Source organism: Pseudescherichia sp. AS216 (assembly GCF_037152055.1).
GTDB lineage: Bacteria > Pseudomonadota > Gammaproteobacteria > Enterobacterales > Enterobacteriaceae > Pseudescherichia.
The window spans coordinates 390,696-411,401 of record NZ_JBBCMV010000001.1 but is presented as its reverse complement, the minus strand read 5'-3'; the positions used below and the strand labels follow the sequence as shown (position 1 = coordinate 411,401).

General features: G+C 59.6%; 21 protein-coding genes. 11 read left to right on the top strand and 10 right to left on the bottom strand.

Translation table 11 applies throughout. The features are described 5' to 3' along the window. Nucleotides 1-5 precede the first annotated feature (5 nt). Complete coding sequence (uvrB, locus tag WFN61_RS02030; RefSeq protein ID WP_154057303.1) at nucleotides 6-2,027, bottom strand: excinuclease ABC subunit UvrB; 2,022 nt, start codon at nucleotides 2,025-2,027, stop codon at nucleotides 6-8. A 712-nt stretch (nucleotides 2,028-2,739) separates the two neighbouring features. Between uvrB and WFN61_RS02025 the strand changes: the two genes are divergently transcribed. After that, entirely contained in the window at nucleotides 2,740-3,462 is a 723-nt protein-coding gene (locus WFN61_RS02025; RefSeq protein WP_144813396.1) for an ABC transporter ATP-binding protein, read from the top strand. Here WFN61_RS02025 and bioD read toward each other — a convergent pair. From bioD to bioB, 4 genes are read right to left on the bottom strand one after another with little or no spacing between them, the layout of a single operon-like run. Continuing rightward, nucleotides 3,404-4,126, bottom strand: coding sequence for a dethiobiotin synthase (gene bioD / locus WFN61_RS02020; protein WP_312178151.1), 723 nt, complete (start codon nucleotides 4,124-4,126; stop codon nucleotides 3,404-3,406). The genes WFN61_RS02025 and bioD overlap by 59 nt on opposite strands. Further along, the gene (gene bioC, locus WFN61_RS02015; protein WP_337037411.1) at nucleotides 4,119-4,874 is read right to left on the bottom strand and encodes a malonyl-ACP O-methyltransferase BioC; all 756 of its coding nucleotides are present in this window, start codon (nucleotides 4,872-4,874) and stop codon (nucleotides 4,119-4,121) included. Before bioC ends, bioD begins: the two co-directional genes overlap by 8 nt. Continuing rightward, nucleotides 4,858-6,015: an 8-amino-7-oxononanoate synthase gene (gene bioF / locus WFN61_RS02010; RefSeq protein ID WP_312273684.1), complete on the bottom strand. Its 1,158-nt coding sequence runs from the start codon at nucleotides 6,013-6,015 to the stop codon at nucleotides 4,858-4,860. Before bioF ends, bioC begins: the two co-directional genes overlap by 17 nt. Then, a complete protein-coding gene (gene bioB, locus WFN61_RS02005) occupies nucleotides 6,012-7,052 on the bottom strand; it encodes a biotin synthase BioB (RefSeq protein WP_312178154.1) in 1,041 nt (346 codons plus the stop codon). Before bioB ends, bioF begins: the two co-directional genes overlap by 4 nt. An 85-nt stretch (nucleotides 7,053-7,137) precedes the next feature. Between bioB and bioA the strand changes: the two genes are divergently transcribed. The 5 genes from bioA (at nucleotide 7,138) to WFN61_RS01980 (ending at nucleotide 11,106) form a co-directional block, all read left to right on the top strand. Further along, nucleotides 7,138-8,427 carry an adenosylmethionine--8-amino-7-oxononanoate transaminase gene (gene bioA / locus WFN61_RS02000; protein WP_436880842.1) on the top strand — a complete coding sequence of 430 codons (1,290 nt, stop codon included), beginning with the start codon at nucleotides 7,138-7,140 and terminating at the stop codon, nucleotides 8,425-8,427. A 52-nt stretch (nucleotides 8,428-8,479) separates the two neighbouring features. Next, nucleotides 8,480-8,956 carry a kinase inhibitor gene (locus WFN61_RS01995; RefSeq protein WP_144813411.1) on the top strand — a complete coding sequence of 159 codons (477 nt, stop codon included), beginning with the start codon at nucleotides 8,480-8,482 and terminating at the stop codon, nucleotides 8,954-8,956. Nucleotides 8,957-9,067: 111 nt separating this feature from the next. Further along, nucleotides 9,068-10,351, top strand: coding sequence for a putative acyl-CoA thioester hydrolase (locus WFN61_RS01990; protein ID WP_144813413.1), 1,284 nt, complete (start codon nucleotides 9,068-9,070; stop codon nucleotides 10,349-10,351). Nucleotides 10,352-10,492: 141 nt separating this feature from the next. Then, nucleotides 10,493-10,771 carry a type II toxin-antitoxin system RelE/ParE family toxin gene (locus WFN61_RS01985; protein ID WP_144813416.1) on the top strand — a complete coding sequence of 93 codons (279 nt, stop codon included), beginning with the start codon at nucleotides 10,493-10,495 and terminating at the stop codon, nucleotides 10,769-10,771. Then, nucleotides 10,771-11,106: a HigA family addiction module antitoxin gene (locus WFN61_RS01980; RefSeq protein ID WP_238083828.1), complete on the top strand. Its 336-nt coding sequence runs from the start codon at nucleotides 10,771-10,773 to the stop codon at nucleotides 11,104-11,106. The genes WFN61_RS01985 and WFN61_RS01980 overlap by 1 nt, the downstream gene beginning before the upstream one ends. A gap of 57 nt (nucleotides 11,107-11,163) precedes the next feature. Here the strand turns inward: WFN61_RS01980 and pgl are convergent, their stop codons facing one another. After that, entirely contained in the window at nucleotides 11,164-12,159 is a 996-nt protein-coding gene (pgl, locus tag WFN61_RS01975; protein WP_238083826.1) for a 6-phosphogluconolactonase, read from the bottom strand. A 153-nt stretch (nucleotides 12,160-12,312) separates the two neighbouring features. Here pgl and WFN61_RS01970 point away from each other — a divergent pair, with 153 nt between their 5' ends. Then, complete coding sequence (locus WFN61_RS01970; RefSeq protein WP_312178157.1) at nucleotides 12,313-13,131, top strand: pyridoxal phosphatase; 819 nt, start codon at nucleotides 12,313-12,315, stop codon at nucleotides 13,129-13,131. Here WFN61_RS01970 and modC read toward each other — a convergent pair whose 3' ends face one another. The 4 genes from modC to WFN61_RS01950 all read right to left on the bottom strand — a co-directional run bounded on the left by modC (nucleotide 13,132) and on the right by WFN61_RS01950 (nucleotide 15,978). Further along, nucleotides 13,132-14,190 carry a molybdenum ABC transporter ATP-binding protein ModC gene (gene modC, locus WFN61_RS01965; RefSeq protein ID WP_312178158.1) on the bottom strand — a complete coding sequence of 353 codons (1,059 nt, stop codon included), beginning with the start codon at nucleotides 14,188-14,190 and terminating at the stop codon, nucleotides 13,132-13,134. A 3-nt stretch (nucleotides 14,191-14,193) separates the two neighbouring features. Beyond that, entirely contained in the window at nucleotides 14,194-14,883 is a 690-nt protein-coding gene (gene modB, locus WFN61_RS01960) for a molybdate ABC transporter permease subunit (protein WP_144813431.1), read from the bottom strand. After that, on the bottom strand, nucleotides 14,880-15,656 hold the full coding sequence (gene modA, locus WFN61_RS01955) for a molybdate ABC transporter substrate-binding protein (protein ID WP_337037402.1): 777 nt from the start codon (nucleotides 15,654-15,656) through the stop codon (nucleotides 14,880-14,882). Before modA ends, modB begins: the two co-directional genes overlap by 4 nt. Nucleotides 15,657-15,828: 172 nt before the next feature. After that, nucleotides 15,829-15,978: an AcrZ family multidrug efflux pump-associated protein gene (locus WFN61_RS01950; RefSeq protein WP_144813437.1), complete on the bottom strand. Its 150-nt coding sequence runs from the start codon at nucleotides 15,976-15,978 to the stop codon at nucleotides 15,829-15,831. Nucleotides 15,979-16,105: 127 nt separating this feature from the next. On the opposite strand from WFN61_RS01950, the gene modE reads away from it, so the two are divergent. The 4 genes from modE to galT all read left to right on the top strand — a co-directional run bounded on the left by modE (nucleotide 16,106) and on the right by galT (nucleotide 20,705). Beyond that, the gene (gene modE, locus WFN61_RS01945) at nucleotides 16,106-16,894 is read left to right on the top strand and encodes a molybdenum-dependent transcriptional regulator (protein WP_144813440.1); all 789 of its coding nucleotides are present in this window, start codon (nucleotides 16,106-16,108) and stop codon (nucleotides 16,892-16,894) included. A 72-nt stretch (nucleotides 16,895-16,966) separates the two neighbouring features. Continuing rightward, nucleotides 16,967-18,439, top strand: a complete 1,473-nt coding sequence (gene modF / locus WFN61_RS01940) for a molybdate ABC transporter ATP-binding protein ModF (protein ID WP_337037398.1) — start codon at nucleotides 16,967-16,969, stop codon at nucleotides 18,437-18,439. Between the two features lie 192 nt (nucleotides 18,440-18,631). Continuing rightward, nucleotides 18,632-19,648, top strand: coding sequence for a UDP-glucose 4-epimerase GalE (galE, locus tag WFN61_RS01935; protein ID WP_042392200.1), 1,017 nt, complete (start codon nucleotides 18,632-18,634; stop codon nucleotides 19,646-19,648). A 10-nt stretch (nucleotides 19,649-19,658) separates the two neighbouring features. Beyond that, nucleotides 19,659-20,705: a galactose-1-phosphate uridylyltransferase gene (galT, locus tag WFN61_RS01930; protein ID WP_312178160.1), complete on the top strand. Its 1,047-nt coding sequence runs from the start codon at nucleotides 19,659-19,661 to the stop codon at nucleotides 20,703-20,705. The last annotated feature ends 1 nt before the right edge of the window (nucleotide 20,706 follow it).

The window sequence follows — 20,706 nt, the reverse complement described above, 5'->3', positions numbered from 1 at the left end:
GCAGATCAGGAGGCGGCAATAAAGAGATCGCGAAGCTGATGGAGGCGATCGCGCAGCTGCGCCGCCTCTTCAAACTCCAGGTTCTGCGCGTGCTGTAGCATCTGCGCCTCCAGTTCGTGGATTTTCTGTTGCAGCGCCTTCGGCGTCAGCGCCAGCTCTGACTCGTCCACCACCACCGGCGAACGGGACTTACCGCGTCCTTTGGCTTTGGTCTTGGCAATGTTCTCGCCCAGCGCCAGAATATCGACCACCTTCTTATTCAGGCCCTGCGGCGTAATGCCATGCTCTTCGTTGTACTCCTGCTGCTTCGCCCGACGCCGCTCGGTTTCACTGATGGCCCTCGCCATTGACGGCGTGATTTTATCCCCATAGAGGATAGCCTTGCCGTTCACGTTACGCGCCGCACGGCCAATGGTCTGGATCAGCGAGCGCTCCGAACGCAGGAAGCCCTCTTTATCGGCGTCAAGGATCGCCACCAGCGACACCTCCGGCATGTCCAGCCCCTCGCGCAGCAGGTTGATGCCCACCAGCACGTTGAACTCGCCCAGACGCAGGTCGCGGATGATCTCCATACGCTCAACGGTGTCGATATCCGAGTGCAGATAGCGCACCTTCTCGCCGTGCTCCTCCAGATACTCGGTAAGATCCTCGGCCATGCGCTTGGTCAGCGTGGTGACCAGTACGCGCTCGTTAATGGCGACGCGCTTGCGGATCTCCGACAGCAGATCGTCCACCTGGGTACCCACCGGGCGGACTTCGATAATCGGGTCAAGCAGGCCAGTGGGGCGCACCACCTGATCGACAATCTCTTCCCCGGATTTCTCCAGCTCGTAGTTGCCCGGCGTCGCTGAGACATAGATGGTCTGCGGGGCTAACCCTTCGAACTCTTCAAACTTCATCGGACGGTTATCCAGTGCCGACGGCAGGCGGAAACCATACTCTACCAGCGTCTCTTTACGCGCCCGGTCGCCGCGGTACATGCCGCCAATCTGCGGAATGGTGACGTGGGACTCGTCAATCACCAGCAGGCCGTCGGCAGGCAGGTAGTCAAACAGCGTCGGCGGTGCTTCGCCCGGCCCGCGCCCGGAGAGGTAGCGGGAGTAGTTCTCGATGCCCGAGCAGTAGCCCAGCTCGTTCATCATCTCAAGATCGAACTGGGTGCGCTGGGTAATGCGCTGCTCTTCCAGCAGCTTATTGTTGGCCAGCAGCGTCTTACGCCGGTCCGCCAGCTCGACCTTGATATCTTCCATCGCCTGCACGATGCGTTCGCGCGGGGTCACGTAGTGGGTCTTCGGATAGACGGTGTAGCGCTGAATAGTGGACTCAACGTGGCCGGTCAGCGGATCGAACAGCGACAGGCGCTCAACCTCCTCGTCAAACAGCTCAACGCGCAGCGCCACGTCGTCTGACTCCGCCGGGAAGATATCGATCACCTCGCCGCGCACGCGGAAGGTGCCGCGCTGGAAGGCCTGATCGTTACGCGTATATTGCAGCTCCGACAGGCGGCGCAAAATATCGCGCTGGTTGATGATCATGCCAATGGTCAGGTGCAGCATCATCTTGAGGTAGAGATCGGGGTCGCCGAGGCCGTAGATAGCCGACACCGAGGCCACCACCACGACGTCACGGCGCTCCAGCAGCGCTTTGGTTGCCGAGAGACGCATCTGCTCGATGTGCTCGTTTACCGAGGCATCCTTCTCGATAAAGGTGTCGGAGCTCGGCACGTAGGCTTCGGGCTGATAGTAGTCGTAGTAGGAGACGAAGTACTCCACGGCGTTGTCCGGGAAAAACTCCTTCATTTCGCCATACAGCTGTGCCGCCAGGGTTTTGTTCGGCGCAAGCACCATCGTCGGCCGCTGTAGATCGGCGATCACGTTGGCAACGGTAAACGTCTTCCCTGAACCGGTTACCCCGAGCAGGGTCTGGTGCGCCAGTCCGTCCTCCAGCCCCTCTTTCAGGCGGCGGATGGCTTCTGGCTGATCGCCAGAGGGACGAAAAGCGGAATTCAGTTTGAATGGTTTACTCATGAATGGCTACCTGATGAAGGAATGAGCGGGCAGGTGAGTAATTTTACTCGCGGCGGCGGATTTTGCCAATAAATTATACTGGATGAAAACCCAGTGGCAGATAGGAATATCTGTGTTAGATAAGGCAATTTCAAGTGCCGTAAGGAAAATTTGCGTCTGGCGCAGAATTAAAAACTAAAAAAAATATCTTATCCCCAGAACTTTTTGCGATTTAACATTTGTCAAGTCGGGTGGTGAAAGTTTTGTGTCAGTGGATGACACTTTTCTTACACGCATTGCTTTTATTTAACGTATTGATTTTATAATAATTATCTAAAAAGCCGCGTTTCGCATCAATTCATGCCTAAGCCGCGTGCTCTCTCGCTTTGCACGCGTTTTCTAACTCTAATGCACAAGGTTATCCACAGGAATAGTGGATAACTGTCGCCAGCCCGTACCCCCTGTGACTCAGCGAAAATCGCATTTTGCGAAACGGCACGCAGGTAAAAAAATTTTCCCACCATTTTTTATCGCATTCCGACGCGACTGCACCACCAAAAATCAGATCCGCCTGCATCTAGCACTAACAGCGTGCAGATGCAATCAGGCAGAGCGGTGGAAAAGAGGAATTTAGCGTTTTTTCGTCATCCTGCTCCGAAAAACAGAGCATAACACGCTTCTGGCAAGGCTTTTGCAACATATCATTTACAGACCAGGTCCGGGAGAGGAACCGATGTTGAGCTTACGAGCAGTGAATCATTATTACGGCGATCGGCATACGCTTTGGAATGTCGATCTCGATCTTATCCCGGGCACCTGCACCTGCGTAATGGGGCTGCCAGGAATGGGGAAAACCACGTTGGTCAACTGCATCTCTGGCTATCTGCCTGTGGAGAGCGGCAGCATGACCTGGCAGGAGGTCGGGGCGGCCCCGCTGAACCTGTTGCAGGTAAAAATGGAGGATCGTCCGGCGATGGGCATTGCCTGCGTACCGCAGGAAAAGCGGATCTTTTCCCAGCTTACGGTGGAGGAGAATTTACAGATCGCCTGGCTGGCGGTCGGCGAGCCAGGTAGCGCGGTGACACGGGATATCTACGATCTCTTTCCCGAACTGTATGCCCTGCGCCAGGTTAAGAGCGCCGGGCTATCAGAGGATAACCAGCATCAGCTGGCGCTGGCCCGGGCGCTGGTGACCCGTCCGCGCCTGCTGATCCTGGATGAGCCAACCCGCGGGCTGGGTCAGGCCTTTGTCCATAAGCTGGGTAACCTGCTGGTGCGCCTGAACCAGGAGTTCGGCATGACTATCCTGCTGGCGGAGCAGCACCTGACATTTGTACGCCGCGTCGCTGACCACTTCTATCTTCTGCATCAGGGTCGCAACGTGGCCCAGGGAAGCGTTACACAGCTGGACGATCCGCTGCTTTCCCAGTGGATGACGCCGAACCTAACGCACTGAGATCGAGCCAGTGGCCGATGTCACTCTCAGGCGCGGCGTTCTCCAGCCACGGGATCTCCCCGAGGAACGGCGCGGGCAGCATGCGCTTAAGCGTTGCCAGATACTCAGTGTGGCGTTGTCCTGGCGGCACCACGTCGTTAGCAACCCAGCCCGCCAGCCGCAGCCCGGCCTGCTGCACCGCCTGGGCGGTCAGTACCGCATGGTTGATGCAGCCAAGCTTAACGCCCACCACTAAGATCACCGGCAGCTGCTCCTGAGTAGCCCAGTCGGCAAAGGTCAGGGTTTCTGAGAGCGGCGTAAACCATCCCCCGGCCCCCTCTACCAGCACCCACTCCGCCTGCGCCTCCAGCATGCGCAGCCCTGCCGAGAGCGTTTCGGCCTCAATAGGCTGTCCAAGGGCGGCGCTGACGATGTGCGGCGACGTGGGCTCAGCAAAGGTATACGGGTTCACGGCCTCGTAGCGCAGGGCCAGGGTACTGTTGTGCTGCAGGGCCAGCGCGTCGCTGTTACGCAGCCCCTCTGGCGTCATCTCACTGCCCGAGGCGACCGGTTTGTAGCCTGCGGTTTGCCATCCTGCCTGGGCGGCGGCCTGCAACAGCGCACAGCTGGCTACCGTTTTCCCTACTTCCGTATCCGTGCCGGTAACAAAGTAACGTTCAGTCACGTTCAATAACTCCCCAAAAAAGTGAATAGGTCAGCAGGCACCTGCCCTGCTGCTGCGGCCACGCCAGCTGCAGGCGCTGAAGCTGACCGCGGGTCAGGGGCGTGTTATGCCTGCCAGCGTGCAGGTGCGTCGCGCCGATGCCCTTTAGCGAGCGCATGGCCGCCAGGGCATCGTCAAAGTCCAGCGTGACAGGCTCAATGCCCCACTGGCCGCGCCAGGCGCTAACGGTTTCCGCCAGCGTCTCTTCTGCTAAAAATCGATTTGCGTGAAGTCGGCTGTCTACCGCTTGCCAGGCCTGGTGCAGCTCCGGCAGCGATCCGCTCGCCAGGGTGGTAAAGGCCACCGCCCCGCCGGGGCGCACGACGCGATGCAGCGCCTTCAGCGCCTGGCCTAAATCGTTGCACCACTGCACAGCAAGGTTGCTCCAGGCGAGATCGAACCGGGCGTCGGCCAGAGGCAGCGCCTCAATATCCGCTGCAACATAGTGCTGCGCGGCCTGCTGACTCTGCGCCTGCCTGAGCATCGGCAGGGAGAGATCGAGGGCGGTGACTTCAGCCCCCGCGTCCCGCCAGTAGCGGCTCATGCTGCCCGGCCCACAGCCCGCGTCCAGCACGCTTGCAGGCCTGCGTTCACCCAGCCTCGCCAGCAGCAGATCCGCGCTCTGGCGCTGCAGCTGAGCATGACTGTCGTAGCTCTGTGCCGCCCGGCCAAAGGCCGCCGCTACCGCACGCTTATTCACCAGACTCATGCAGGACCTCCAGCAGACGATCGATGTCCTCGGGCTGATGGGCCGCCGTCAGGGTCAGACGCAGGCGCGCCGTGCCTGCGGGGACGGTGGGAGGACGAATAGCGGTCACCCAGCACCCTTTCTGTCGCAGGCGCTCCGCCAGGCTCAGCGCCCGGCTGTTATCGCCAACGATCAGCGGCTGGATGGCGCTTTGGGAATGGGTGATGCGCCCCGGCAGCGCCGCTGCGCCATGGCGAAAGCGCTGAATGAGCCCGGCGAGCGCCGCCCGGCGTTGGTCGCCCTCCTCTCCCCGGATCACGCTCAGCGCGGCGCTGAGGGCCACGGCCTGAGCGGGAGGCATAGAGGTGCTGTAGATCAGATGGCGAGCAAACTGTTCGAAGTAGGTGGCAACCGCCTCGCTGCACAGCACCGCCGCGCCGCTGACGCCGAAGCCTTTGCCAAAGGTGACCACCAGCAGCTCGGGCTTCACCTCCTGCTGCTGGCAGCTACCGCGCCCTTCGTGACCGGTGACGGCGATGCCGTGGGCATCATCTACCAGCAGCCAGGCCCCGGCGCGGCGTACCTGCTCGGCAATAGCGGCCAGCGGCGCGCTGTCGCCATCCATACTGAAGACGCCTTCGGTCACCGCCAGCTGCTGGCCGTCACAGGGTTTATCCAGCAGCGCGGCGAGCTGGCTGACGTCGTTATGAGCAAAGCGCCGCAGCTGAGCCGGACTGAAGCTGGCGGCTTCCAGCAGAGAGGCGTGGCTGAGCTTATCCGCCACGATACGATCCTCTTTGCCGGTCAGGGCGGCAATCACCGCCTGGTTGGCGGCAAAGCCGGAGATAAACAGCAGCGCCCGAGGGTAGCCCAGCCACTCCGCCAGCTCGCTCTCCAGAGCATAATGCGCCCGGGTATAGCCGCTGACGTGCCCGGAGCCACCGCTGCCCACGCCGTACTGCTCCGCTCCCTGCTGCCAGGCACGCACGATAGCCGGGTGCTGGCTTAAGCCAAGATAATCATTGCTGGAGAAGTTGCAGTAGCGGCTGTCGCCCACCGTCAGCCAGCGCCCCGCGCCCTGCTCGACCACCCGGCGCGTACGCAGGGCGTCGGCGGCCCGCCGGGTCGCTAACGCGGTATCGATGCGCTGCTGCCAGCTCATAGTGCCGCCGCGTTGTAGAACTGGTCGGTGTCGGCGTTAAAGATCTGCTGCTCCAGCTTTTGCTGCTGCTCGTTATCGCCGGTCATCACGTCAGTCTGCTGCGGGTTCAGCCCAAGCTTGCGGAACAGCTGAACGTCTTTGTCCTCTTCCGGGTTCGGGGTGGTAAGCAGCTTGCAGCCGTAGAAAATGGAGTTGGCCCCGGCCATAAAGCACATCGCCTGGGTCTGCTCGTTCATCTGCTCGCGACCGGCGGAGAGGCGCACAAAGGAGGTCGGCATCATGATGCGCGCCACCGCGATGGTGCGAATAAAGTCGAAGGCGTCGACGTCGTCGTTATCCGCCAGCGGAGTGCCCTTGACCTTCACCAGCATGTTGATCGGCACGCTCTCCGGCGGCGTCGGCAGGTTAGCCAGCTGCAGCAGCAGGCCTGCGCGATCCTTGACCGTTTCACCCAGGCCGACGATGCCGCCCGAGCAGACCTTGATCCCCGCGTCGCGTACCTTATCGAGGGTGTCGAGACGCTCCTGATAGGTACGGGTGGTAATGATGTTGCCGTAGAACTCCGGGGAGGTGTCGAGGTTGTGGTTGTAGTAGTCCAGCCCCGCCGACGCCAGCCGCTGGGCCTGAGTTTCGTCAAGGGTGCCGAGGGTCATGCAGGCTTCGAGGCCCATCGCTTTGACGCCCTGCACCATCTGCTCCAGGTAAGGCATATCGCGCTCGTGCGGGTTCTTCCACGCTGCGCCCATACAGAAGCGGGTCGACCCGGCGTTTTTAGCCTTGCGGGCCGAGTCCAGCACCTGCTCCACCTCCATCAGGCGCTCCGTCTCCAGTCCAGTTTTGTAGCGCGAACTTTGCGGGCAGTATTTGCAATCTTCCGGACAGGCCCCGGTTTTGATCGACAGCAGGGTGCTGACCTGAACCTGGCGAGGGTCGAAGTGCTGACGATGAATGGTCTGCGCTTCAAACAGCAGGTCGAGCAGCGGTTTGTCAAACAGCTCGGTAACTTGCGACAGTGTCCAGCGTGCGTGGTGAGCCATGGGGCTTCTCCAAAAGGTGAAATGAGTTCATGTTTGGGTTATGATCGTAAACCTAAATCTTTTTAATTTGGTTTACAAGTCGATTATGACCCAGGACGATCTCGCCTTTGACCGCCGCCATATCTGGCACCCCTATACCTCCATGACCTCCCCGCTGCCGGTCTATCCCGTGCAGTCTGCGCAGGGGTGCGAGCTTCAGCTTGCTTCCGGCGAGCAGCTGGTGGACGGCATGTCTTCGTGGTGGGCGGCCATCCACGGCTATAACCACCCGCACCTCAACGCAGCGATGAAAACGCAGATCGAGGCGATGTCGCACGTGATGTTTGGCGGCATTACCCATGCCCCGGCGGTGTCGCTCTGCCGTAAGCTGGTGGCAATGACACCCGAGGCGCTGGAGTGCGTCTTCCTGGCCGACTCTGGCTCGGTAGCGGTAGAGGTCTCAATGAAGATGGCCCTGCAATACTGGCAGGCGAAGGGGGAGCCGCGCCGTCGCTTCCTGACCTTCCGTCGCGGCTATCATGGCGATACCTTTGGTGCGATGTCGGCCTGCGATCCGGATAACTCTATGCACAGCCTGTGGGCAGGCTACCTGCCGGACAACCTCTTTGCCCCCGCGCCGGAGAGCCGCTTCGACGGCGAGTGGGACGAGCGGGATATCGTGGGCTTTGCCCGCCTGATGGCCGCCCATCGCCATGAGATTGCCGCCGTTATCCTCGAGCCGATTGTGCAGGGCGCGGGCGGGATGCGCCTCTACCATCCAGAGGTGCTTAAGCGCATCCGCCGGATGTGCGACCGGGAGGGGATCCTGCTGATCGCCGATGAGATCGCCACCGGCTTTGGCCGTACCGGCAAACTCTTTGCCTGCGAGCATGCGGACATTACTCCGGATATTCTTTGCCTCGGCAAAGCGCTGACCGGCGGAACGATGACCCTGTCGGCGACGCTCACCACCCGCGAGGTGGCTGAAACCATTAGCAACGGCGAAGCAGGCTGCTTTATGCACGGCCCGACCTTTATGGGTAATCCGCTGGCCTGCGCAGTGGCGAACGCCAGCCTTGAGCTGCTGGCGCGCGGCGAGTGGCAGGTGCAGGTTGCCACCATCGAGGCGCAGCTGAAACGCGAGCTGGCTCCGGCGAGAGCCGCAGAGACGGTGGCCGACGTGCGGGTGCTGGGAGCTATTGGCGTAATCGAAACCCACCAGCCGGTGAACATGGCCGCTCTGCAGCGCTTTTTTGTCGAGCAGGGGGTGTGGATCCGCCCCTTTGGCAAGCTGATCTACCTGATGCCGCCCTATGTTATCTCACCGGAACAGCTCAGTAAGCTAACGGACGCGGTGCTGGCGGCGGTGGCTCATCCCGCACATTTTGCGCCCTGAGAACGCACGGGCTATTCTAGCCTTAGGGTTGACCACTCACAGAGGAACGACAATGAGACTTATCAGCCAGGACATTCGCGAGGGCGAAAAACTACATAATCGCCATGTTTTTAACGGCATGGGCTACGAAGGCGACAATATTTCGCCGCATCTGGCATGGGACGAGGTGCCGCCGGGCTGCAAAAGCTTTGCCGTCACCTGCTACGATCCCGACGCGCCTACCGGCTCCGGCTGGTGGCACTGGGTGGTGGTCAATCTGCCTGCCGATACCCGCGTGCTGCCGCAGGGATCCGGCTCGTCGCTGGTTCCACTGCCCGAGGGCGCGCTGGAAACCCGCACCGACTACGGTAAGGCCGGATACGGCGGCGCGGCACCGCCGAAGGGCAGAACCCACCGCTATATCTTCACCGTTCACGCCCTGGACGTAGAGAAGCTGGACGTCGATGCCGATGCCAGCGGGGCGATGGTTGGATTTAATATCCACTTCCACTCTCTCGATCGTGCATCGATCACCGCCCTTTATAGCTAATCAACACGATATTGAAGCCGATTCACACAATCGGCTTCCCGTTTCGCTCAACTTAGTATAAAAAAGCAGGCTTGATAGCAACTTATTTAACTATTACGTCTGGAGTACCTCTTGAACACATTTTCGGTTTCCCGTCTGACGCTGGCCCTGGCTTTTGGCGTGACGCTGACTGCCTGCAGCTCAACGCCGCCGGATCAGCGTCCTTCCACGCAGGCCGCCCCCGGTAACGCAGCGCGTCCGGTGCTGTCTGCTAACGAAGCGCAGAACTTTGTCCCAGCTCACTACTTCTCATCGATGGATCAGAACGCGGCCCCGTGGAGCCCGTCCGCTATTCGTCTGCCTGCACAGCCGACCTTCGTTGTTGGCCCGGCGGGCACCGCGGGCGTGACGCACACCTCTATCCAGGCGGCGGTTGATGCAGCCATCAACAAGCACACCAGCGAGCGCCAGTATATTGCCGTTCTGCCGGGTGAGTATGAAGGCACCGTATTTGTTCCCGCTGCACCGGGCAGCCTGACGATTTACGGTACCGGCGACAAAGCCGCCGAGGTGAAGATTGGCCTGGCCGTGGATTCCGAAATTGATGGCAACAGCTGGCGTCGTCTGGTTAACCCAGGCGGGAAATATATGCCGGGTAAACCGGCGTGGTATATGTTTGATACCTGCCAGCGTAAAGGCAGCGCCAGCGTAGGCGTGATGTGTTCAGCGGTCTTCTGGTCGCAGAATAACGGTCTGCAGCTGCAGAACCTGACCATCGAGAACAACCTTGGCGACAGCGTTGATGCCGGTAACCACCAGGCCGTGGCCCTGCGCAGCGATGGCGATAAGGTACAGATCAACAACGTCAACATTCTGGGTCGCCAGAACACCTTCTTCGTGACCAACAGCAGCGTGGATAACACCCTGCGTAACGATCGCCAGACCCGTACCCTGGTCACCAACAGCTACGTTGAGGGCGATGTGGATATCGTTGCTGGCCGTGGCGCGGTGGTCTTTGATAACACCGATTTCCGCGTAGTGAACTCCCGCACCCAGCAGGAAGCCTACGTCTTTGCCCCGGCTACGCTCTCTAATATCTTCTACGGCTTCCTGGCTACCAACAGCCGCTTTACCGCGGCCGGTGACGGCGTAGCCCAGCTCGGCCGCTCGATGGACGTTGATCAGGCGACCAACGGCCAGGTGGTGATCCGCGACAGCGTGATCAACGAAGGCTTCAACATGGCCAAACCCTGGGGCGATGCCGCCGTGTCTAAACGTCCGTTCTCCGGCAACACCGGCGCGGTGGACGATAAAGGCAACGTCACACGTAACCTGAACGACGCCAGCTTTAACCGCATGTGGGAGTTCAACAACCGCGGCGTAGGTAGCCAGGTTGTCGAAGCACCGAAGCAGTAACCCGCCTTAACGCCCGGCGGCGCAACGCTTGCCGGGCCTACTCAGTCTGAACGTAACCTCTCCCATTTCTATCCTTTTAGGTATTGCACGTCGTGTAACACCGATCTAGAATATTACACGTCATGTAACAGGGATAGGATCATGATCAAGTCATTCAAACACAAAGGCCTGAAACAACTTTTTGAAAAGGGGATTGTTTCTGGAATTCCAGCACAGGATGCTGAACGAATTAATGACCGCCTGCAGGCTATCGACACGGCCAACGAGATTGGCGAGCTGAACCGTCAGATCTATAAGCTGCACCCGTTGAAAGGGGAGCGCGAGGGCTACTGGTCAATTACAGTGCGAGCAAACTGGCGCATCACATTTCAATTTATTAACGGGGATGCGTATATTTTGAATTATGAGGATTATCACTAATGAGACAGTTTAAAATTTCCCATCCGGGCGAAATTATCGCTAGAGAGTTAGAGGAACTGGGCATTAGTGGTCGTCGGTTTGCGCTTAATATCGGTGTAACTCCCGCTACGGTATCGCGCTTTCTGGCTGGCAAAACCGCCATAACGCCTTCGCTGGCAATTCGTATTGCTGCCGCGCTAGGCAGTACACCTGAATTTTGGCTGCGCCTGCAGAGTGCTTACGATCTTCGCCAGCTCGAAAATCAGATCGATACATCCCGTATTGTCCTGTATGGCGACAGAAATGAGAAGTCGCCCGGCGGTGCAACGCTTGCCGGGCCGACCAAACCGCAATAGCGTCATTCGTGTAGGCCGGGCAAACGCAGTGCCGCCCGGCGTTACGGTGCTAACCCGTTAGTGTGCGTGCACCACCACCCACATCGGCCCCTGCCCGACGGCATAACGGCCCTTCTCTTCCAGCAGACCCTGCGCGCCCTGAATCGCATACAGCGCGATATGGTGCGACTTCTGCCCTGCGGCAATCAGGTACTTACCGCTGTGGTCGATGTTGAAGCCGCGCGGCTGGGTTTCGGTCGGCTGGTAGCCTTCTACGGCCAGCACGCTACCATCTTCCGAGACGCTAAAGATCGTCACGATGCTGGCGGTACGGTCGCAGGCGTAGAGGTGACGTCCGTCCGGCGTAATGTGAATATCCGCCGCCCAGCGGGTATCAGCGAAGTCGGCAGGCATCATATCCAGAGTCTGCACGCACTCGATCTGACCGTGGGCATTGCTAAGCTGCCACACGTCTACCGAGCCGTTGAGTTCGTTAACGCAGTAGGCGTACTGCTGGTTCGGGTGGAACGCCATATGGCGCGGACCGGCCCCTTCAACGGTGGTCACTTCAGCCGGGGTCTGCGCGGTAAGCTGGCCGTTATCGCCAAGGGTAAACAGGCAGATACGATCCTGCTTCAGTGCCGGTACCCACAGGGTGGCGTTATCCGGGGAGATATTGGCCGAGTGGCACCCGTCCAGACCCTCCACCAGGGCAGTAATTTCGCCCGGCAGGCCGTCATTCAGCGGGGTAACGCTGACGCTGCCCGCGTTGTAGGAGGCGGTAAAGAGAAAGCGGCCTTGGCGATCGGTGGAGATATGCGTCGGGCTACCGGACAGCGGCGCTTCTGCGGTAAAGGTCAGCGCGCCATCTTCCGGTGCGATGCGGTAGGCCAGCACGCGAAACTCCGGACGCACGCCAACATAGAGAAAGCGCTTGTCTGGGCTAACCACCATCGGCTGCACCTGGCCCGGCACGTCAACGACCTGCACCAGGGTCAGCGTACCTTCGTCATTCAGACGCCAGACGTGGATCTGCTGGCTCTCGGGGCTGGCGGTATAAACGGTTTGCTGCATAATTTCTCCTTGATCGCAAAAGCAGTGAAGTAGATAACCACGATAGTCTTTTTTAGCGCTGAATGCTCTATTTCTGCCCGACGTTTTGCCAGGCCGTCATGCCGGTGTACCATGCGTAACGAGTTGAATTTCATTCTCTACCTGGAACCCGACATGACCTCGCGAGTTATAGCCCTGGATTTAGACGGCACGCTGCTGACCCCCACAAAGACCCTGCTCCCCTCTTCGCTTCAGGCGCTGGCGCGCGCCAGGGATGCGGGCTTCACGCCACTGATTGTGACCGGCCGACACCATGTTGCCATTCATCCTTTTTATCAGGCACTGGCCCTCGATACACCTGCAATTTGCTGTAACGGCACCTATTTGTATGATTATCAGGCAAAAAAGGTGCTTGAGTCCGATCCGCTCCCCGTGGTTCAGGCGCTGCAACTCATTGATATGCTCAATGAGCATAAGGTTCACGCCCTGATGTATGTTGATGATGCCATGGTGTACGAGACGCCTACCGGACACGTGCTGCGCACCATGAACTGGGCGCAGTCCCTGCCGCCGGAGCAGCGCCCGGTCTTTACCCAGGTCGGTTCGCTGGCGCAGACCGCCCGCGAGGTGAACGCGGTCTGGAAGTTTGCCCTTACCGATGAGGACAGCGCCAAACTTAACGCCTTCGCCCTTGAGGTTGAACAGCAGCTTGGCCTGGAGTGTGAGCGTTCATGGCACGATCAGATCGATATTGCCCGCCAGGGCAACAGCAAAGGCAAGCGCCTGGCTCAGTGGGTTGCTTCTCAGGGGCTGTCAATGCAGGACGTGGTGGCCTTTGGCGATAACTTCAACGATATCAGCATGCTGCAGGCGGCGGGCATGGGTGTAGCGATGGGTAATGCGGCAGACGAGGTGAAAGCCCACGCCAACGTGGTGATTGGCGATAACACCACCGATACCATCGCCGAGTTTATCTATACCCACCTGCTGTGATCAGGTGGTGATCGAGACGCTCTTGATCTGCGCGTAGAGCCACAGGCCAGGCTTGATGCCTAGCTCATCCCTGGCCCATGGGCTGATGCGCGCCCAGAGCGTGCGGCTGCCCACCTCCAGCTGAACCTCAACCTGGCCCTGGTCGTCATAGCACTGGGCCACCTTCGCCCGCAGGATATTACGGATGCTGCTGTTGACCGGCGGCTGCAACACCAGCGACACGTCCGAGGCCTGGATGCGAATACGCAGCGCCGTCTGTAATGGGCTATCGAGCTTGTTGACCCACAGGTGCTGATCTCCCAGCGCCAGCGCGGTCATGGCATAGTGCGGATGGTGCTCCAGCACGCTGACCTTCAGCACGCTGCTCTGCTGCTCTGGCGGCAGCCACGGGTTCATCACCCGGCTACCCCAAATATCCTCGAGGTTGCCAAAGGCTTTTACCTCTCCCGCCTCGAGCACCATCACCTTATCGGCAAGATGCAGGATCTCATCCAGCGAGTGACTCACGTAGAGCATCGGGATATTAATCTCCCGCGCCAGCCGTTGCAGGTAGGGCAGCAGCTCGCGCTTGCGGGGGATATCCAGCGAGGCCAGCGGCTCGTCGAGCAGCAGCAGCTCGGGGGCGGTAAGCAGCGCCCGGCCAATCGCCACCCGCTGTTTCTCCCCGCCGGAGAGGCTCCCCGGCAGCCTGTCGAGCAGCGGCTCGATGCCCAGCAGGGTCACCAGCCGGTCAAACTGTCCGGCCATGCTTTTCGCCATGCCGTAGCGCAGGTTGCCGAGCACCTTATAGTGGGGAAAGAGACGCGCATCCTGGAAGACGTAGCCGATCCGGCGCTTCTCTGGCGGCAGGCAGATGTTTTTTTCGGTATCGTTCAGCACCCGCTCATTGAGTACGATGCGCCCCTGCTGCGGGCGCGTCAGGCCGCCGACAGCGTTAATCAGCGAGGTTTTCCCCGCCCCGGAGACGCCAAAGATGGCGGTGATACCGCTGGCGGGCAAATTCGCCTCAACGCGCAGCCGGTGCGTGCCCAGCGTCTGGGTAAAATCGAGTTCCAACATGATCTATCTCCCCGTCCGCTCGCGGCTAAGCCGCGCCAGCCACTCGGACACCAGCAGCGAAATCAGCGCCAGCACGATAGAGATCAGGCAGAGCCGCGCCGCCGCGCTTTCGCCGCCGGGGGTCTGGATCAAGGTGTACATCGCCGATGGAATAGTGCGCGTTTCGCCGGGGATGTTAGAGACAAAGGTGATGGTTGCACCAAACTCGCCGAGGGAGCGGGCAAAAGCCAGCACCGTCCCGACAATAATACCCGGCAGGGTGAGCGGCAGGGTGATGGTCATAAAGACCCGCCAGCGCCCGGCCCCAAGGGTACGCGCCGCCTGCTCCAGCTTGAGATCGACCCCCTCAAGTGCCAGGCGAATAGCCCGCACCATCAGCGGGAACGACATTACCGCCGCTGCCAGCACCGCGCCACGCCAGCTAAAGGCAAAGGTCAGGCCGAACCAGTCGTAGAGCCACTCGCCGATAAAACCCCGGCGACCCATCGCCACCAGCAGCAGGTAACCCACCACTACCGGAGGCAGCACGAGCGGCAGGTGCAGCAGACTATCGAGCAGGGCTTTGCCTGGAAACGTACAGCGGACCAGCAGCCAGGCAAAGAAGATCCCAAAGGGCAAGCTGAAGAAAACAGCCAGGGAGGAGACTTTCAGGCTCAGCAACACCGCCTGCCATTCGGGATCGGTCAATATCATTCGTGCGTCGTAAATCCGTAACGTTTAAAGATTTCAGAAGCCTGCGGGCCTTTCAGATAGTCATAAAACGCGCTTACCGTGGCGTTTTTATGCCCGTCGATGATAGCCAGCGGGTATTCCACCTTTTTATGTGAATCTTCCGGGAAGGTGCCGACCACCTTCACGCCCTTGCTGGCCACTGCATCAGAGCCGTAGACAATGCCCAGCGGGGCTTCGTTGCGCTCTACCAGCGCCAGTGCGCCACGCACGTCCTCTGCCGGAGCGAGCTTCGGCGACAGCGTATCCCAGGCACCCAGCTTCTGTAACGCCTCTTTGGCGTAGATGCCTGCCGGAACGTGCTCTGGATCGCCTACCGCCAGACGGCCCCCGTTCAGCAGGCGGGTCCAGTTGGTTTTATCGTTAATTGCGATCTCACCCTGGGCGTTGGCTTTTGGGGCGACCACCACCAGACTGTTACCGAGCAGCGTTTCACGGCTGGCGGTATCAATCGCTTTCTTCTCTACCGCGTAATCCATCCACTTCTGATCGGCAGAGATAAAGAGATCGGCAGGCGCACCGGCCTCAATCTGGCGCGCCAGCGTTGAGGAGGAGGCAAACGAAGAGACGACCTTAACTTTTTTCTCTTTCGTATAGGCGGTAGCGATATCCTGCATCGCATTGGTCAGCGACGCGGCAGCAAATACCGTGATTTTTCCCTCGTCCGCCAGAGCATGCCCTGCCAGCGTGAGCGTTAATGTTGCGCCTGCTAACAAGCGTAATCCCGAACGTGCCATATCTGACTCCTGTGAATATCGTTATATACTTCACAATATAACGATAACCCTCGGGTTTTTACAGGGATAATTTGTACCGCTTAAGCGGTAACCCCGGTATAAAACAGATATCGGCAACGGATAAAAAAGCTTGAATAGCAAAACGCCCGCGGCTGCGGGCGTTTTTAAGAAACTAACGGGACTCTCTGGACCGATCTTTGTGACCAATGCCGGAAAAAATGTTGAACACTTCGCCGAGGCCGTAGATTGCCCCCAGAATGATGGCCATCACCACGGGTACCATGATCACCGCGAATGCCAGACTTTTCAGTAACTCTAACATGGTCTACTCCAGATATAGTGAAGTTATCATTCTAACCTGGTGGCGCGGAATTACACGTCCCTTTTGTGCGATGCCCATTGCGCCGGTGCGCATTTACGGCACAATACCCCTTTTGCAAGGATTGACTATGCAGGCTGAAATCCTCCTTACCCTCCGGCTCCAGCAGCGGCTGTTTGCCGATCCCCGACGCATTGCTCTCCTCAAACAGATAGAACAGACCGGCTCCATAAGCCAGGGCGCAAAGAACGCTGGCATCAGCTATAAAAGCGCCTGGGACGCCATCAACGAGATGAACCAGCTCAGCGAGCAGCCGCTGGTTGACCGCGCAACCGGCGGTAAAGGCGGCGGCGGCGCACAGCTGACACGCTACGGCCAGCGGCTGATCCAGCTTTACGAGCTGCTGGCGCAGATCCAGCAGAAAGCCTTTGACGTGCTCAGTGATGACGATGCCCTCCCCCTTAACAGCCTGCTGGCGGCCATCTCCCGCTTCTCATTGCAGACCAGTGCCCGTAATCAATGGTTCGGCACGGTCACCGGCCGGGATAATTCTCACGTCCAGCAGCACGTCGACGTTCTGCTGGCGGATGGCACGACCCGGCTGAAGGTTGCCCTGACCGCCCGCAGCGGCGAGCGTCTTGGGCTGGACGAAGGCAAAGAGGTGCTGGTGCTGTTAAAAGCGCCGTGGGTGAACATCACCCAGGAGAGCGCCGCTGCCGCCGGGGCCGATAACCAGCTGCCGGGACGCATCAGCCACGTTGAACACGGCGAGGCGCACAGTGAAGTGCTGATGACCCTGCCGGACGGGCAGACGCTGTGTGCTACCGTCGCGCGGGAGCAGGCGGACCAACTGGTGGTAGAGAGCGACGCGATCGCCTACTTCAGCGCTGACCGGGTTATCGTCGCCACACTCTGCTAAGCCGCTGGCATTGACAATCCCGTCGGCAGCACGTATCTCTGTGCACTACTGCTGCAAAAAATGGGATACGTCATGTCGTTATTGCATATTTCGCAAGGCACGTTTCGTCTTAGCGATACACGCACGCTCGCTATCAGCGACCTTACCCTGCGCGCTGGAGAGAGCTGGGCCTTTGTCGGCACCAACGGCAGCGGCAAATCGGCCCTCGCCAGAGCGCTGGCCGGTGAGCTTACCCTGCTAAAAGGCACGCGCGAAAGCACCTTCGCCCGCGTCACCCGTCTCTCATTTGAGCAGCTGCAGAAGCTGGTCAGCGACGAGTGGCAGCGGAACAACACCGATCTGCTCAGCCCTGGCGAAGAGGATACCGGCCGCACTACGGCGCAGATTATCCAGGATGAGGTCAAGGATCCGGCACGCTGCGCCGATCTGGCCGCCCGCTTCGGCATTAGCGCTCTGCTCGATCGCCGCTTCAAATATCTCTCTACCGGCGAGACGCGTAAGACCCTGCTGTGCCAGGCGCTGATGACCGATCCCGAGCTATTGATTTTGGACGAGCCTTTTGACGGGCTGGACGTTGCCTCTCGCGCCCAGCTGGCGGATCTGCTGGGTCAGCTCAGTGCCCAGGGCATCACCCTCGTGCTGGTGCTTAACCGCTTCGACGAGATCCCAGATTTTGTCGCTAACGCCGGAGTGCTGGTGGATTGCACGCTGAGCGAAACCGGCGCGAAGCAGACCCTGCTGGAGCAGGCCCTGATTGCCCAGCTGGCGCACAGCGAGACGCTGGCAGGTGTAGCTTTGCCGCCGCCGGATGCGCCCCCCGCCCACCATCTGCTGGCCGCGGATAGCCCGCGCATTGTGCTTAACGATGGCGTGGTCTCCTACAACGATCGACCCATCATTAACCATCTGAGCTGGACCGTGAACCCCGGCGAACACTGGCAGATCGTTGGCCCCAACGGGGCGGGAAAATCGACCCTGCTTAACCTGATCACCGGCGATCATCCGCAGGGTTACAGCAACGACCTGACCCTGTTTGGCATACGCCGGGGCAGCGGGGAGACCATCTGGGATATCAAAAAGCATATCGGCTACGTCAGCAGCAGCCTGCATCTGGAGTACCGGGTCAGCACCACGGTGCGTAACGTGATCCTCTCCGGCTACTTTGACTCGATTGGTATCTACCAGGCGGTGTCGGATAAACAGCAGAAGCTGGTTCAGGAGTGGTTAGATATTTTAGGCATCGATGCCCGCACCGCCGACGCCCCTTTCCATAGTCTTTCCTGGGGACAGCAGCGGCTGGCGTTGATCGTCCGGGCGCTGGTCAAACATCCTACCCTGCTGATCCTCGATGAACCTTTGCAGGGGCTCGATCCGCTTAACCGCCAGCTGATCCGCCGCTTTGTTGACGTGCTGATAGGCCAGGGCGAAACCCAGCTGCTGTTCGTCTCCCATCACGCCCAGGACGCTCCCGCCTGTATTACCCACCGGCTGCACTTTGTACCCGAGGGTGATAACTATACCTACCTGATTGACCAGCCGGCTTAGACCGTTTGGCTGGCATTTTTCAGACCAGGCGCATGATCGCGCTTTAATTGCTTGATTTTAAAAAGTATTTAAAGCGCCATTTCCGTTGCGTGCTTTTAGTGTAAGCGATTCCACTACTTTCGTTCATGTCACACTTTTTACATCTCTGTTATGCTATCGTTATTAGATAACATATGGTTAATGGAGCCAAACATGCGAGTTCTGGTTACAGGTGGTAGCGGTTACATCGGCAGTCATACCTGCGTACAGCTGCTACAAAACGGTCACGACGTCGTTATTCTCGACAACCTCTGCAACAGTAAGCAAAGTGTCCTGCCGGTCATCGCCCGCCTGGGCGGTAAAGAGGCCACCTTTATCGAGGGCGATATCCGCAACGAAGCGCTGCTGGCCGATGTGCTTCGCGAGCAGGCTATCGATACGGTGATCCATTTTGCTGGCCTGAAGGCGGTAGGCGAATCCGTCGCGAAGCCGCTGGAGTACTACGATAACAACGTCAACGGTACCCTGCGCCTGGTGGCTGCCATGCGTGCAGCTAACGTCAAAAACCTTATCTTTAGCTCCTCGGCTACTGTCTACGGCGATCAGCCGAAGATCCCTTACGTTGAGAGCTTCCCCACCGGTACGCCGCAAAGCCCCTACGGCAAAAGCAAGCTGATGGTGGAGCAGATCCTTACTGACCTGCAAAAAGCCGACCCGGAGTGGAGCATTGCCCTTCTGCGCTACTTCAACCCGGTTGGCGCGCATCCGTCGGGTGATATGGGCGAAGATCCGCAGGGTATTCCAAATAACCTGATGCCCTACATCGCTCAGGTGGCGGTAGGTCGTCGCGAGTCGCTGGCTATCTTCGGCAACGACTACCCAACCGAAGACGGCACCGGCGTACGCGACTACATCCACGTGATGGACCTGGCCGACGGTCACGTAGCCGCCATGCAGACGCTGGCCGGTAAAGCTGGCGTGCATATCTATAACCTGGGCGCAGGCGTGGGCAGCAGCGTGCTGGACGTGGTTAACGCTTTCAGCAAAGCCTGCGGCAAACCTATTACCTATCACTTTGCCCCGCGCCGCGAAGGCGATCTGCCTGCCTACTGGGCCGACGCCAGCCGCGCCGATAAAGAGCTGAACTGGCGCGTTACCCGCTCTCTTGATGAGATGGCGCAGGACACCTGGCGCTGGCAGTCCCGTCACCCGCAGGGCTATGCGGATTAAGGAGGATCCTATGACACAGTTTAACCCGGTCGATCACCCCCATCGTCGCTACAATCCGCTGACCGGTCAGTGGATCCTGGTCTCCCCCCACCGCGCCAAGCGTCCGTGGCAGGGCGCGCAGGAGACACCGTCCCAGCAGACGCTGCCCGCGCACGATCCGGACTGCTTCCTTTGCCCTGGCAATACTCGGGTAACCGGCGATAAAAACCCGGACTACAGTGGCACCTTCGTGTTCACCAACGACTTTGCCGCCCTGATGAGCGACACGCCGGATGCGCCTGAGAGCGACGATCCGCTGATGCGCTGCCAAAGCGCCCGCGGCGTTAGCCGGGTGATCTGCTTCTCGCCGGATCATAGCAAAACCCTGCCGGAGCTGAGCCTCCCGGCGCTGGAAGAGGTCGTCCAGACCTGGCAGGCGCAGACCGCCGAGCTGGGTGAGACCTACCCCTGGGTGCAGGTGTTTGAGAATAAAGGCGCGGCGATGGGCTGCTCTAACCCCCATCCGCACGGTCAGGTCTGGGCCAACAGCTTCCTGCCCAACGAAATTGAGCGTGAGGACCGCCTGCAGCGGGACTATTTTGCCGCCAACGGCGCACCGATGCTGCTGGACTATGTGAAGCGCGAGCTGGCCGACGGCAGCCGCACCGTGGTCGAGACCGAACACTGGCTGGCGGTGGTGCCCTACTGGGCAGCGTGGCCGTTCGAGACGCTGCTGCTGCCGAAAGCCCCGGTGCTGCGCATTACCGATCTCAGCGACGACCAGCGCAGCGACCTCGCCCTGGCCCTGAAAAAGTTAACCAGCCGCTATGACAACCTGTTCCAGTGCTCCTTCCCCTACTCCATGGGCTGGCACGGGGCACCGTTTAACGGCGAAGAGAATTCACACTGGCAGCTGCACGCCCACTTCTATCCGCCTCTGCTGCGCTCCGCGACGGTGCGCAAGTTTATGGTCGGCTACGAGATGCTGGCGGAGACCCAGCGCGATCTGACGGCGGAACAGGCCGCCGAGCGCCTGCGGGCGGTCAGTGATATCCATTTTCGCGAATCAGGAGTTTAAC

Bases quoted from the DNA above. Each gene is read 5' to 3' on its own strand.
- uvrB (WP_154057303.1), bottom strand. From the start codon at position 2,027: ATGAGTAAACCATTCAAACTGAATTCCGCTTTTCGTCCCTCTGGCGAT.
- WFN61_RS02025 (WP_144813396.1), top strand. From the start codon at position 2,740: ATGTTGAGCTTACGAGCAGTGAATCATTATTACGGCGATCGGCATACG.
- bioC (WP_337037411.1), bottom strand. From the start codon at position 4,874: ATGAGTCTGGTGAATAAGCGTGCGGTAGCGGCGGCCTTTGGCCGGGCG.
- bioF (WP_312273684.1), bottom strand. From the start codon at position 6,015: ATGAGCTGGCAGCAGCGCATCGATACCGCGTTAGCGACCCGGCGGGCC.
- bioB (WP_312178154.1), bottom strand. From the start codon at position 7,052: ATGGCTCACCACGCACGCTGGACACTGTCGCAAGTTACCGAGCTGTTT.
- bioA (WP_436880842.1), top strand. From the start codon at position 7,138: ATGACCCAGGACGATCTCGCCTTTGACCGCCGCCATATCTGGCACCCC.
- WFN61_RS01995 (WP_144813411.1), top strand. From the start codon at position 8,480: ATGAGACTTATCAGCCAGGACATTCGCGAGGGCGAAAAACTACATAAT.
- WFN61_RS01985 (WP_144813416.1), top strand. From the start codon at position 10,493: ATGATCAAGTCATTCAAACACAAAGGCCTGAAACAACTTTTTGAAAAG.
- WFN61_RS01980 (WP_238083828.1), top strand. From the start codon at position 10,771: ATGAGACAGTTTAAAATTTCCCATCCGGGCGAAATTATCGCTAGAGAG.
- pgl (WP_238083826.1), bottom strand. From the start codon at position 12,159: ATGCAGCAAACCGTTTATACCGCCAGCCCCGAGAGCCAGCAGATCCAC.
- WFN61_RS01970 (WP_312178157.1), top strand. From the start codon at position 12,313: ATGACCTCGCGAGTTATAGCCCTGGATTTAGACGGCACGCTGCTGACC.
- modC (WP_312178158.1), bottom strand. From the start codon at position 14,190: ATGTTGGAACTCGATTTTACCCAGACGCTGGGCACGCACCGGCTGCGC.
- modB (WP_144813431.1), bottom strand. From the start codon at position 14,883: ATGATATTGACCGATCCCGAATGGCAGGCGGTGTTGCTGAGCCTGAAA.
- modA (WP_337037402.1), bottom strand. From the start codon at position 15,656: ATGGCACGTTCGGGATTACGCTTGTTAGCAGGCGCAACATTAACGCTC.
- WFN61_RS01950 (WP_144813437.1), bottom strand. From the start codon at position 15,978: ATGTTAGAGTTACTGAAAAGTCTGGCATTCGCGGTGATCATGGTACCC.
- modE (WP_144813440.1), top strand. From the start codon at position 16,106: ATGCAGGCTGAAATCCTCCTTACCCTCCGGCTCCAGCAGCGGCTGTTT.
- modF (WP_337037398.1), top strand. From the start codon at position 16,967: ATGTCGTTATTGCATATTTCGCAAGGCACGTTTCGTCTTAGCGATACA.
- galE (WP_042392200.1), top strand. From the start codon at position 18,632: ATGCGAGTTCTGGTTACAGGTGGTAGCGGTTACATCGGCAGTCATACC.
- galT (WP_312178160.1), top strand. From the start codon at position 19,659: ATGACACAGTTTAACCCGGTCGATCACCCCCATCGTCGCTACAATCCG.